This is a genomic window from Allobosea sp. GW821-FHT03A12, assembly GCF_058986765.1.
This window is the reverse complement of record NZ_JBYSVZ010000001.1, coordinates 1,068,547-1,080,367: the sequence shown is the minus strand read 5'-3', so window position 1 is coordinate 1,080,367 and position 11,821 is coordinate 1,068,547. Positions and strand designations below refer to the sequence as shown.

Sequence of the window (11,821 nt, the reverse complement as noted above, 5' to 3'; positions counted from 1 at the left end):
CCCCCCTTACCTTTCCCCCTCGGGCTGTTGCATAGTCGCCCAGACGTGGCGTCATGGCGCCACACGATGGGGAATGGACATGAAGACCTTTGCTCTCGCCGCGGCGCTGCTCGCCGCCGGCACCCTCGCCGCTTCCGCGCAGCAGCTCGCGCCCAGCCCGACGCTCGATGCGATCAAGGCGCGCGGCCATCTCGAATGCGGCGTGCATCTCGGCCTGCCCGGCTTCTCCTTCGCCAACGACAAGGGCGAATGGACCGGGCTCGACGTCGATTATTGCCGTGCGCTCGCCGCCGCCGTGCTCGGCGATGCCACCAAGGTGAAATACACCCCGACCTCGGTGCAGCAGCGCTGGCCGATCCTGCAATCGGGCCAGGTCGACGTGCTCTCGCGCAACTCGACCATCACCTTCTCGCGCAACGCCACGCTCGGCCTCAACTTCCAGGGCATCAACTTCTACGAGGGCCAGACCTTCATCGTCCGCAAGAAGGCGAATGTGAAGTCGGCCGAGGATCTCGACGGCGCCTCGGTCTGCGTCGCCGCCGGCTCGACCGAGGAGAAGAACGCCGCCGACTGGTTCCGCGAGCGCAACCTCAAGGTCACCATCACCAATTTCCAGAAGAACGACGACGCCATCACCGCCTATGACAGCGGCCGCTGCGACGCCTACACCGCCGGCGTCGGCGCCCTCGCCGGCCAGCGCGCCAAGCTCAAGGTTCCGGACGACCACGTCATCCTGACCAAGCCGATCTCGAACGATCCGCAGGGCCCGGTGACCCGCTATGGCGACGAGCGTTGGCAGCTGATCGTGCGCTGGGTGCTGAACGGCACCATCGCCGCCGAGATGCTCGGCGTCACTTCCAAGAACGTCGACGAGATGAAGGCGAACTCGAAGAACACCGAGGTTCGCCGCCTGCTCGGCGCCGAGGGTGGCTTCGGCGCGATGATGGGCCTGCCCGATGACTGGATGTACAAGGCGATCAAGCAGGTCGGGAACTATGGCGAGAGCTATGAGCGCACCGTCGGCATGGACTCGCCGCTGAAGCTCGAGCGCGGCCAGAACCAGCTCTGGACCAAGGGCGGCCTGCTCTTCACCCCGCCCTTCCAATGAGATGCCCCGTCATGGTCGGGCTTGACCCGACCATCGCGGAAACCAGCCTTCGTGTCAGGAGATTCTCGGGTCGCAGCTTAGCTGCACCCGAGAATGACGCCCCAAGCCGGACGGCCGCCCCTTGAGCAAAGCCTTCGCCTTCATCAACGACAAGCGCGTCCGCGACGTCTTCTACCAGGCGGCGCTGCTGATCGGCCTCGTGGCGCTGCTGGTCTATTTCATCCGCAACGCCTCGCAGAACATGGTCCAGGCCGGCATCGCTTCCGGCTTCGACTTCCTCTGGCGCACCTCCGGCATCGAGGTGCCCTTCGTCCTGACCAACTACACCCAGTCGGACAACATCTTGTCGCTCTTCTGGGCCGGCGTCGCCAATACGATGCTGGTCACGGTAATCGCGCTGGTGCTGTCGACGGCTCTCGGCTTCCTGATCGGCATCGCCCGGCTCTCCTCGATCTGGCTGGTCCAGGCGATCGCCGGCGCCTATGTCGAGTTCGTCCGCAATATCCCGCTGCTGTTCTTCGTGCTGTTCTGGTATTTCGGCGTCATCGCCGCCTTGCCCGCCCCGCGCGAAAGCCTCTCGGTCTTCGGCGTCGCCTTCCTCAACAATCGCGGCCTGACCATCCCGCTGCCGGACGCCGGCGCGAATTTCAAATACGCCTTCATCGCGATCGCGATCTCCTGCCTGCTGCATTGGCTCTTCATGCGCTGGGCGAAGCGGCGCAAGGAGGCGACGGGTCAGGACGCACCGATCCTGCGCGTCGGCCTCGTCCTGCTTCTCCTCGTCCCTGTCTTGGCGCTCGCCTGGGCGACGCTGGCGACGCGCTGGGACATTCCCGTGCTGCGCGGCTTCAACTATCGCGGCGGCTTCGTCGTCATCCCTGAATTCGTCGCGCTGCTGGCGGCGCTGGTCACCTACACCGCCGGCTTCATCGCCGAGATCGTGCGCGGCGGCATCCAGTCGGTGCCGCATGGCCAGATCGAGGCCTCGAGCGCGCTCGGCCTCAGGCCCGGCCAGACGCTCCGCCTCGTCACCATCCCGCAGGCGCTGCGGGTGATGACGCCGCCGATGACCAACCAGTACCTCAACGTGCTGAAAAACTCGTCCTTCGGCGCCGCGATCGCCTATCCTGACGTCGTCAGCCTGTTCATGGGCTCGGCGCTCAACAACACCGGCCAGGCGATCGAGATCATCGCCATGACGCTCGCGGTCTATCTCGTCATCGGCCTCGCCGTCTCGGCCTTCATGAACTGGTACAATGCCCGCATCGCGCTGGTGACCCGATGAGCGCCGCCACTCTCCCGACCAGCTGGCGCGAGCGCCTGTTCGGCTCCCCGACCATCGCCGTGGTGACGCTGCTGCTCGCTGCGCTGATCGCCTGGATCGCCGTCCCGATCATCCGCTGGGCCCTGATCGACGCGACCTGGAGCGGCCAGACCCGCAACGACTGCACCGGCAGCGGCGCCTGCTGGGTTTTCATCAAGGCCCGCTTCGGCCAGTTCATGTACGGCTTCTATCCCGTCGAGGAGCGCTGGCGGCCGAATCTTGCCGGCATTCTCTTCGCGCTCTCCGGCGCGGCGATCATCCTCGCGCCGAAGCGGCTGAAGCTGAGTCTCGGCCTCGCCGCGCTCGTCATCCTGCCGCCGCTCGGCGTCTGGCTGCTCGCCGGCGGCTTCGGCCTGCGCGCGATCGAGACGCGCGAATGGGGCGGGCTGATGCTGACCGTCTTCATCTCGATCTATGCCAGCCTGATCGCGATCCCGCTCGGCATCCTGCTCGCGCTCGGCCGGCAATCCGAGCTCAAGGTGATCAAGCTGATCTCGGTGCTGTTCATCGAGTTCTGGCGCGGCGTGCCGATCATCGCGGTGATCTTCCTGGCCTCGCTGCTGCTGCCGCTGATCATGCCCTCGGGCATCGGCGTCGACCGGCTGGCCCGCGCCGTGATCGGCCTCGGCTTCTGCATTGCCGCCTATATGGCCGAAGCGGTGCGCGGCGGCCTGCAGGCGCTGCCGAAGGGCCAGCGCGAGGCGGCGACCGCGCTCGGCCTCAGCTACTGGAAGGCGACCTGGTTCATCATCCTGCCGCAGGCCCTGCGCATCTCGCTGCCGGCGATCACCAACGAATTCATCGCGCTGGTCAAGAACACCACGCTGGTGCTGGTGGTCTCGATCCTCGATCTGCTCGGCATCGCCCAGGCCTCGCTCGCCGATCCCAATTGGGTCGGCATGAACATGGAGGCCTATGTCTTCTCCGGCGCGCTCTACTGGCTGATCTGCTTTGCGCTCTCGCGCTGGAGCAAGAGCCTGGAGACCAAGCGCGGGCGGTAGCAGGGCCGCAGCACGCGTCATGCTCGGGCTCGCTCCGAGCATCTCTGGCCGGAGCTTCCTCCTGCCAGCGCCTTCTCATCCTGAGATTCTCGGATCGGCGCTTGGCGCCGCCCGAGAATGACGGTGAGCCTTCAGCCCTTCATGTAATCGTGGATCTTCCTGCCGAAGGGCAGCGTCAGGTCGGCGATGAAGTGATGCGCGCCCAGCACCTTGCGCACCGGCAGGTCGGCGACCGGCGCGTTGACATGCGGGATCAGGTGCAGCCGCCCCGGGCCGATCCAGGAGCCCTTCACCGTGATGTCGGTGAGATTGAGCGCGACCAGCTGGCAGATCTCCGGCTCGCCGTCGACGCCCGGGATGATCTTCAGATTGACCTGCGTCTTGGTCAGCATCGCCGTGGTCTTCACGCCGTTGCCGGCGAGGCTCTCATGCTTGTAGCCCATCGTGCCCATGGCGACCTGCTGGCCGGCATATTCGAGCGTGCCGGTCAGAGTGTCCTTGACCACTTCGAGCTTGGGGTGGGCGTATTTCTTCGGGAAGCCCCAGATCTCGCGGCCGGCCGAGATCGGCGGCTCGAGGTCGAGATACATCTGCGAGACGAAGCTGACCTCCTCCTCGCCGAACAGGCAGGGGATGACGATGCCGGTCTCTGTATAGGTGCCGAAGCCGGAGGAATCCGGCATCTTGATCCATTCGTAGCTGACGATCGGCTGAGCGATCGGCATCAGCGGCTCGGGCAGGTGGTGGCGGATCAGCTCCGGATCGGTCTCGTAGCTGATCACCATGTATTCGCGATTGATGAAGCGGTAGGGTCCTGCCGGGTAGCTCGGCCCGGCGAGCGGCATCGAAGGCAGGTCGAGGATCTGCTGGCGGTTCATGATGGTGCCCTCACTGCGCGGTCCAGCCGCCATCGACCGGCAGGATGACGCCGGTGATCGACTTTGCCGCATCGGACGCGAGGAAGACAGCGAGCGCCGCCACCTCCTCGCTGGTGACGAATTGCTTGGTCGGCTGGGCATGGAGCAATACGTCGTTGATGACCTGCTCCTTGGTGAGCCCCCGCGCCGCCATGGTCTCGGGGATCTGCTTCTCGACCAAAGGCGTCCAGACATAGCCGGGGCAGATCGCGTTGGCGGTGATCCCGAAGGTCGCCGCCTCCAGCGCGACCGTCTTGGTCAGACCGGCGATGCCGTGCTTGGCCGCGACATAGGCCGACTTGAACGGCGAGGCGACCAGCGCGTGGGCAGAGGCCGTGTTGATGATCCGGCCCCATTTGCGCTGTTTCATCCCCGGCAGCGCCGCGCGAATGGCGTGGAAGGCGGCCGAAAGGTTGATCGCGATGATCGCGTCCCATTTCTCGACCGGGAACTCCTCGACCGGCGAGACGAACTGGATGCCGGCATTGTTGACGAGGATGTCGACGCCGCCGAACTCGGCCTCCGCCTCGGCGATCATCGCGGCGATCGCGCCGCCATGGGCCATGTCGGCCGGCGAGTAGCGCGCCTTCACCCCGAAATCGGCCTCGATGCCGGCGCGCTCCTGCTCGATCGCCTCCGGCGCGCCGAAGCCGTTGATGACGATGTTGGCGCCCTCGGCCGCATAGGCGCGGGCGATGGAAAGGCCGATGCCGGAAGTCGAGCCGGTGACGACGGCGGTCTTGCCCTTGAGCATGCGTGATCTCCCAGCCGCTAGAGGCCGTTCCGATCAGCTTGCCCAGCAAGCTGATCGGAAAAACGATCTCTAAACTCAAAGCAAGAGACGGATTCACCGATCAGGTTGGTTCAACCTGATCGGATCCGGCTCTGGACAGCGACGCGAAACTGCATCGCAAGGTCCATGCCGCTGAGGTGGAAGAGCAAGCTGACGGGGCGATGAAGCTTGTCTGACGGGGCAATGACACCGATATCTGATGCCGCCCACGTCACATGCCTGTCACCGCCTGCCCCTCAGACATGGGCAAATCCAGCTCTCCCCCCACAGACCGAGCGAACGGAATCTGCGCCATGAACGCCCCTTTTGCGCCGTCTTCCACTGAACGCTATCTCGGCTGGCGGCCCGAGCGCTGCGACCGCGTCGCGCTCGTGCTCCAGGGCGGCGGCGCGCTCGGCGCCTACCAGGCCGGGGTCTATCAGGCGCTGCACGAGGCCGATATCGAGCCGGACTGGGTCTCGGGCGTCTCGATCGGCGCGATCAACTCGGCGATCATCGCCGGCAATCCGCGTGAGCGCCGGATCGAGCGGCTGCAGGAGTTCTGGGACCGGATCACCAACCGCAAGGTCTGGTGGTTCACGCCCGAGGGCGACGTCTTCCGCCAGGCGCGCAACGCCCAGAGCTCGATGTACACGATGCTGCTGGGCCAGCCCGGCTTCTTCGAGCCGCGCCGGACCAATCCCTGGCTCGCCTTCGCCGGCTCGACCGACGCGACCAGCTTCTACGACACCGGCCCCTTGCGCGAGACCTTGCTCGAGCTGGTCGATTTCGACCTGATCAACTCAAGGCGCATCCATTTCTCGGTCGGTGCCGTCAACGCGCTCTCCGGCAATTTCGTCTATTTCGACAACCGGCTGGAAGAGATCACCCCCGAGCATGTCATGGCCTCCGGCGCCCTGCCGCCGGCCTTCCCGACCGTGCAGATCGGCACCGACCATTACTGGGACGGCGGCATCGTCTCGAACACGCCGCTGCAGCATCTGCTCGCCCAGGACGACACGCTGAACTCGCTGATCTTCCAGGTCGATCTGTTCTCCTCGCGCGGGCCGCTGCCGCGCACGCTCCAGGACGTGATGGGGCGGCAGAAGGACATCATGTACTCCTCGCGCACCCGCCTGATGACCGACCTGTTCCAGACCCTGCAGGGCTGGAAGAAGAAGGCCCATGACGCGCTGAGCAAGATTCCCGACGCCGAATTGAGCGCCGATGATCGCAAGCTGCGCGACGAGCTCGCATTGCTGCCCGAGCACACCATCCTGCAGCTGATCTACCAGCAGAAATCCTACGAAGGCCACGCCAAGGACTACGAGTTCTCGCGCACCTCGATGACGGATCACTGGCGCTCGGGCCACGAGGACACCAAGCTGACCCTGACCCGCAAGGACTGGCTGGTGATCCCGCCCGACGGCGCCGGCATCTGGACCCACGACGTCCATCGCGACTTCGAGCGGCGCTGAACGTCGGCGCGCTCTATCAGCGTTCCTGTGGCGGCACATTGCGCAGCAGGTCGCTGCGCTCGCGCCGCTGCTCGGCCGTCCACTGCGAATGATGCCGCTTCGTACCCGCCGGCCGGTTCGCCAAGCCGAGGCCGAGCCCGCCCCAGTCGCCGACCGGGCGAACAGGCCGTTGCACGAAGCCGCCACCGCAGCTCGGGCAGACATTCTCCAGCACCCGCTCGGCGCAATCGGCGCAATAGGTGCATTCATAGCTGCAGATCCGCGCCGCCAGTGAAGCCGGCGGCAGATCGCAGTCGCAGAGTTCGCAGTTCGGCCTCAGCTCCAGCATGGCGTCTTTCCTCTCATTGCGGGGACTGGATGCCACGAGGCGGCGATGTCATAAATGACAAGATGACCTCGTTTCCTGCCATGGCTGCCGCGACGCCGATCCGCGTCGTCATCCTGCTCTTCCCGCGCACCAAGCTGCTCGACGTCACCGGACCCTTGCAGGTCTTCTATGACGCTAAGCGTGCCGATGGCAGCACCGTCTACGAGATCACTCTCGCCTCCGAGCATGGCGGCCCAGTCGAGACCGATGCCGGCGTGCCGCTGCCGAGCGTCTCGCTCAAGGAAGCCGCGGCGCGGCCGATCGACACGCTGCTGGTCTCGGGCGGCCGCTCGGCGCTGGAGGCTGCCGGCTCGGCTGCACTGCTCACCTTCCTGCGCGAGCAGAGCGGCAAGACCCGCCGGCTCGGCTCGATCTGCCTCGGCGCCTTCATACTCGCCGCCGCCGGCCTGCTCGATGGCTGCGAGGCGACGACGCATTGGCAATACACTGGCCGGCTCGGCGTGGCCCATCCGGCAACCACTGTGAGACCGGACGCGATCTTCGTCAGCAATGGCCGGATCTGGACATCGGCCGGCGTCTCCACCGGCATCGACATGGCGCTCGCCATGGTCGAGGAGGACATGGGACGCAAGGCGGCGCTCGATCTGGCGCGCGACCTCGTGCTCTACCTCAAGCGCCCCGGCGGCCAGGCTCAGTTCAGCGGCGAATTGCAGCGCCAGTCGCGCGATGCAGCGGGTCGTTTCGAGACCCTGCACGCCCATATACGCGAGCATGCCGCCGGCGACCTTTCCGTGCCCGAGCTCGCCCGCATCATGGCGATGAGCCCGCGCCATTTCGCCAGGGTCTATGCGCAGGAGACCGGCATGAGCCCAGCCAAGGCGGTCGAGGCCGTCAGGCTCGATCTCGCCCGCGACATGCTCGAAGAAACCGACATCGGCATCCAGCAGATCGCGGTCCGTGCCGGCTTCGGCGATGACGAGCGCCTGCGCCGCGCCTTCCTGCGTCGCTACGGCGTCGCGCCGGGCGAGTACCGGACGCGCTTCGGCAACGCGCGAACCGGCTAGCCCCGCCCCAGCTCCACCGGTACCGAATAGGAGCGCTTCACCCGCCCGAGCGCGAAGCTCGATTCGATCGAGGCGACATTGTCGAGCCGCGTCAGCTTGTCCTTGAGGAAGCGCTCATAGGCGGCGAGATCGCTGACGATGATGCGCAGGAGGTAGTCGCGCTGGCCGGTCATCAGATAGCAGTCGGCGACCTCGGGCCAGCGCGAGACCGCCGCGGCGAAGCGGTCGAGTTCCTCCTCGCGCTGGCGCTCCAGCTTGATCGAGGCGAAGACCGAGACGGGCAGGCCGAGCTTCTCCTGGTTCACGATGGCGACGTAGCCCTCGATGATCCCGGCCTCTTCCAGCAGGCGCACCCGCCTGGCACAGGGGCTGGGCGAGAGCCCGACCTTGCCGGCGAGCTCCTGCACACTGATGCGCCCGTCCGCCTGCAAGGCCTGGACGATGCGGCGATCGATATCGTCGAGCTTGAACTCTGGCATTTTCCCTCGCCTGATGCCACGAACTTAGCGGAAACCGCCAAGAGCGGAAGAGCCGGGCAATGATTGTGATATTCACGTCACGGTTGCAGTTTTGCTAGACCTTCAGCATTGGCGAGCGCTGGCGAACGCGCGCGACTCAGGTCAACTCGGGCTCTCGCCGTCTGGATCCCGACATGCTCAATCGCCTGCTTTCGCTCTGCCTTCTGGCAGCCGCTCTCTCCGGCTGCGTCAGCGTCCCGAACCCGCTTTCGCCGCCACAGGTCGAGGCGCTTCATCTCACGGCGGTGGCGGTCGAGGTCGATCCGGCGGCAACACTCTGGTGGGGCGATGGCGACCGTGCCTATGCCCGCAGCAAGGGTCTGCCGGAGCAGGATTCGGAAGAGCTGTCGAAGACGCCGGAAGCGCGCGCCTTCATCGCCAAGGCCGCCTCGGACAAGATTGTTGCCGCGCTCCAGCAGCAGCTCAAGCCGGTGCTCGCCGGCCAGCGGCCGGTCAAGGTTATCGTGACCCTGCGCGAGCTCCGTGTGACCTCCGTCATTCAGCGCATCCTGGTCGGCGGTCCGCATGAGATGACCGCCAGCGTGACGATCACCGACGCGAAGACCGGCGTGCCGATCCTGTCCCATCCCGGGCAGCGGTCGATCGCACGCGCCGGCGAAGGCATCGGCGGCACGCTCGTCGACGCGGCCTTTCTCGCCGCCCCGATCGATCGGCTGACCAATAATTTCGCCGAGGACTTCCGGAACTGGCTGCTGCCACAGCAGCCACCACAATAAATTCCCGGCGATCTTGGTGGTTTCCGCCAAATCAAGGTGTCTTGGAGCTGATCTTTAGCTGCCTTCGCCAAGCGAACCATGCATGATGGCTCGCGCTGGAGGCCAATCATGTCCGATCCCCGTCTGCCCATCCTCGCCGAGCTTGAGAAGAAGATCCTCTGGCTGGCTTCGTGGACGATCCACAACGCCAACCACATCCGCGCCAACGAGGACGGGATGAAGGTCGGCGGCCATCAGGCCTCGTCGGCCTCGCTGGCGACGATCATGACGGCGCTCTACATGGCCGCGCTGAAGCCGCAGGACCGGGTGGCGGTGAAGCCGCACGCCTCGCCGATCTTCCACGCCATCAACTATCTGATGGGCCTGCAGACGCAGGAGAAGCTCGAGAATTTCCGCGGCTACAAGGGCGCGCAGAGCTATCCCTCGCGCACCAAGGACATCGACGACGTCGATTTCTCGACCGGCTCGGTCGGCCTCGGCGTCGCCCAGACGCTCTTCTCCTCCCTGGTCCAGGACTATGTGAAGGCGCATGGCTGGGGCAGCGACACGCCGGAAGGGCGCATGGTCGCGCTGATCGGCGACGCCGAGCTCGACGAGGGCAACATCTTCGAAGCCCTGATGGAGGGCTGGAAGCACGGCGTGCGCAACACCTGGTGGGTGATCGACTATAACCGCCAGTCGCTCGACGCCGTCGTCCGCGAAGGCCTCTACGACCGGATCGAGCAGATGTTCCGCGCCTTCGGCTGGGACGTCGTCACCCTGAAATACGGCTCGCTCCAGCAGGCGGCGTTCAAGGAGAAGGGCGGCGAGCGCCTGAAGGCCTGGATCGATTCCTGCCCAAACCAGCTCTATTCGGCCCTGACATTCCAGGGCGGTGCCGCCTGGCGCAAGCGCCTGATGGACGATCTGGGCGATCAGGGCCCGGTCACCAAGCTGATCGAGAAGCGCTCCGACGCCGAGCTCTCGGCGCTGATGTGCAACCTCGGCGGCCACGATCTGCCCTCGCTGCTCGAAGCCTTCGAGGGCATCAGGCATGACCGGCCAGTCTGCTTCCTCGCCTATACCGTCAAGGGCTTCGGCCTGCCGCTCGCCGGCCACAAGGACAACCATGCCGGCCTGATGACCAAGGAGCAGATGGAAGGCTTCAAGGCCGCCAACAAGGTCCGCTCCGGCCATGAATGGGACCTGTTCGAGGGGCTGACGCTGCCGGAGAAGGACATCCGCGCCTTCCTCGACAAGGTGCCGTTCTTCGCCAAGGGACGCCGGCGCCATTCCGCCCCTGCTTTGCCGGTTCCGGCCAAGCTCGAGGCCGGCATCCAGGCGACGATGTCGACGCAGATGGGCTTCGGCAAGGTGCTCGACGAGCTCGCCAAGCTCGGCGGCCCGCTCGCCGACCGCATCGTCACCACGGCGCCCGACGTCACCGTCTCGACCAATCTCGGCCCCTGGGTCAACCGGCGCGGCCTGTTCGCGCGGGCCTCGATGGCCGACACCTTCAAGGACGAGCGCATCCCCTCGATGCAGAAATGGGAGTTCTCGCCGAAGGGCCAGCATATCGAGCTGGGCATCGCCGAGATGAACCTGTTCATCAACCTCTCGGCGCTCGGCCTGTCGCATTCGATCTTCGGCGAGCGGCTGATCCCGATCGGCACGCTCTACGATCCCTTCATCTCGCGCGGTCTCGATGCGCTGAACTATGCCTGCTACCAGGACGCCCGCTTCATGGTTGTTGCGACGCCGGCTGGCGTCACGCTGGCGCCCGAGGGCGGGGCGCACCAGTCGATTGCGACGCCCCTGATCGGCATGAGCCAGGACGGGCTCTGCGCCTTCGAGCCGGCCTTCGTCGACGAGCTCGCCGTGATGATGCGCTGGTCGTTCGAATACCTGCAGAAGGATGGCGAGGGCGATCCGGACGAGCGCACCTGGCTGCGCGACGAGACCGGCGGCTCGGTCTATCTGCGTCTCTCGACTCGCCAGGTCGAGCAGCCCAAGCGCGCCATGACGCCGGAGCTGGAACGCGACATCATCGACGGCGCCTATTGGCTGAGGAAACCCGGCCCGAACGCCTCCGTCGTCATCGCCTATACCGGCGCCGTCGCACCCGAAGCAATCGAGGCCGTCGGCCTGCTCGGCGAGGATCGCCGTGATGTCGGGCTGCTCGCGATCACCTCGGCCGACCGGCTCAATGCCGGCTGGCAGGCGGCCGAGCGGGCACGCCAGCGCGGCAACCATGCCGCGACGAGCCATGTCGAGCGCCTGCTCGGCGAGCTCTCGCGCGATTGCGGCATCGTCTCGGTTCTGGACGGGCATCCGGCGACTTTGGCCTGGCTCGGCAGCGTCCATGGCCACAGGCAGAAGGCGCTCGGCGTCGAGCATTTCGGCCAGACCGGCACGGTCGCCGACCTCTACCGCCATTTCGGCATCGACGCGAACGCGATCGTCCACGCGGCGAACGCCGCGGCGCCGGGCCGGCCGGTGCGGTATCTGAAAGCTCTGCCGTAGGGCGTCGGCTGAGCTGGAAAGGCGCGGGATCCCCTCTCCTGGAAGGAGAGGGGTAGGGGTGAGGTGTTTGGA

General features: G+C 66.0%; 11 protein-coding genes. 7 read left to right on the top strand and 4 right to left on the bottom strand.

All coding sequences use genetic code 11. The features are described from left to right. Positions 1 to 79: 79 nt before the first annotated feature. From AC3WLC_RS05100 to AC3WLC_RS05090, 3 genes are all read left to right on the top strand, one after another. Positions 80 to 1,108, top strand: a complete 1,029-nt coding sequence (locus AC3WLC_RS05100) for an amino acid ABC transporter substrate-binding protein (RefSeq protein ID WP_346361877.1) — start codon at positions 80 to 82, stop codon at positions 1,106 to 1,108. A 121-nt stretch (positions 1,109 to 1,229) separates the two neighbouring features. After that, positions 1,230 to 2,393, top strand: a complete 1,164-nt coding sequence (locus AC3WLC_RS05095) for an amino acid ABC transporter permease (protein ID WP_493682841.1) — start codon at positions 1,230 to 1,232, stop codon at positions 2,391 to 2,393. Further along, positions 2,390 to 3,433 carry an amino acid ABC transporter permease gene (locus AC3WLC_RS05090; protein WP_493682840.1) on the top strand — a complete coding sequence of 348 codons (1,044 nt, stop codon included), beginning with the start codon at positions 2,390 to 2,392 and terminating at the stop codon, positions 3,431 to 3,433. Before AC3WLC_RS05095 ends, AC3WLC_RS05090 begins: the two co-directional genes overlap by 4 nt. Before the next feature lie 131 nt (positions 3,434 to 3,564). Here the strand turns inward: AC3WLC_RS05090 and AC3WLC_RS05085 are convergent, their stop codons facing one another. Continuing rightward, on the bottom strand, positions 3,565 to 4,311 hold the full coding sequence (locus AC3WLC_RS05085) for an acetoacetate decarboxylase (protein ID WP_493682839.1): 747 nt from the start codon (positions 4,309 to 4,311) through the stop codon (positions 3,565 to 3,567). A gap of 10 nt (positions 4,312 to 4,321) precedes the next feature. Next, the gene (locus AC3WLC_RS05080) at positions 4,322 to 5,104 is read right to left on the bottom strand and encodes a 3-hydroxybutyrate dehydrogenase (RefSeq protein ID WP_493682838.1); all 783 of its coding nucleotides are present in this window, start codon (positions 5,102 to 5,104) and stop codon (positions 4,322 to 4,324) included. Positions 5,105 to 5,436: 332 nt separating this feature from the next. Here AC3WLC_RS05080 and AC3WLC_RS05075 point away from each other — a divergent pair, with 332 nt between their 5' ends. Continuing rightward, positions 5,437 to 6,600, top strand: coding sequence for a patatin-like phospholipase family protein (locus tag AC3WLC_RS05075; RefSeq protein WP_493682837.1), 1,164 nt, complete (start codon positions 5,437 to 5,439; stop codon positions 6,598 to 6,600). A gap of 16 nt (positions 6,601 to 6,616) precedes the next feature. On the opposite strand, the gene AC3WLC_RS05070 is transcribed toward AC3WLC_RS05075, so the two are convergent. Further along, positions 6,617 to 6,928 (bottom strand): DUF1272 domain-containing protein, encoded by a 312-nt coding sequence (locus tag AC3WLC_RS05070; RefSeq protein ID WP_493682836.1) that lies wholly within the window; start codon positions 6,926 to 6,928, stop codon positions 6,617 to 6,619. Positions 6,929 to 6,990: 62 nt separating this feature from the next. Here AC3WLC_RS05070 and AC3WLC_RS05065 point away from each other — a divergent pair, with 62 nt between their 5' ends. Then, positions 6,991 to 7,992: a GlxA family transcriptional regulator gene (locus AC3WLC_RS05065; RefSeq protein ID WP_493682835.1), complete on the top strand. Its 1,002-nt coding sequence runs from the start codon at positions 6,991 to 6,993 to the stop codon at positions 7,990 to 7,992. On the opposite strand, the gene AC3WLC_RS05060 is transcribed toward AC3WLC_RS05065, so the two are convergent. Continuing rightward, entirely contained in the window at positions 7,989 to 8,471 is a 483-nt protein-coding gene (locus AC3WLC_RS05060; protein WP_057191519.1) for an Lrp/AsnC family transcriptional regulator, read from the bottom strand. The genes AC3WLC_RS05065 and AC3WLC_RS05060 overlap by 4 nt on opposite strands. A 173-nt stretch (positions 8,472 to 8,644) precedes the next feature. Between AC3WLC_RS05060 and AC3WLC_RS05055 the strand changes: the two genes are divergently transcribed. Then, the gene (locus AC3WLC_RS05055; RefSeq protein WP_493682834.1) at positions 8,645 to 9,247 is read left to right on the top strand and encodes a hypothetical protein; all 603 of its coding nucleotides are present in this window, start codon (positions 8,645 to 8,647) and stop codon (positions 9,245 to 9,247) included. Positions 9,248 to 9,355: 108 nt separating this feature from the next. Further along, positions 9,356 to 11,749 carry a thiamine pyrophosphate-binding protein gene (locus AC3WLC_RS05050; RefSeq protein WP_493682833.1) on the top strand — a complete coding sequence of 798 codons (2,394 nt, stop codon included), beginning with the start codon at positions 9,356 to 9,358 and terminating at the stop codon, positions 11,747 to 11,749. Positions 11,750 to 11,821: the final 72 nt, after the last annotated feature.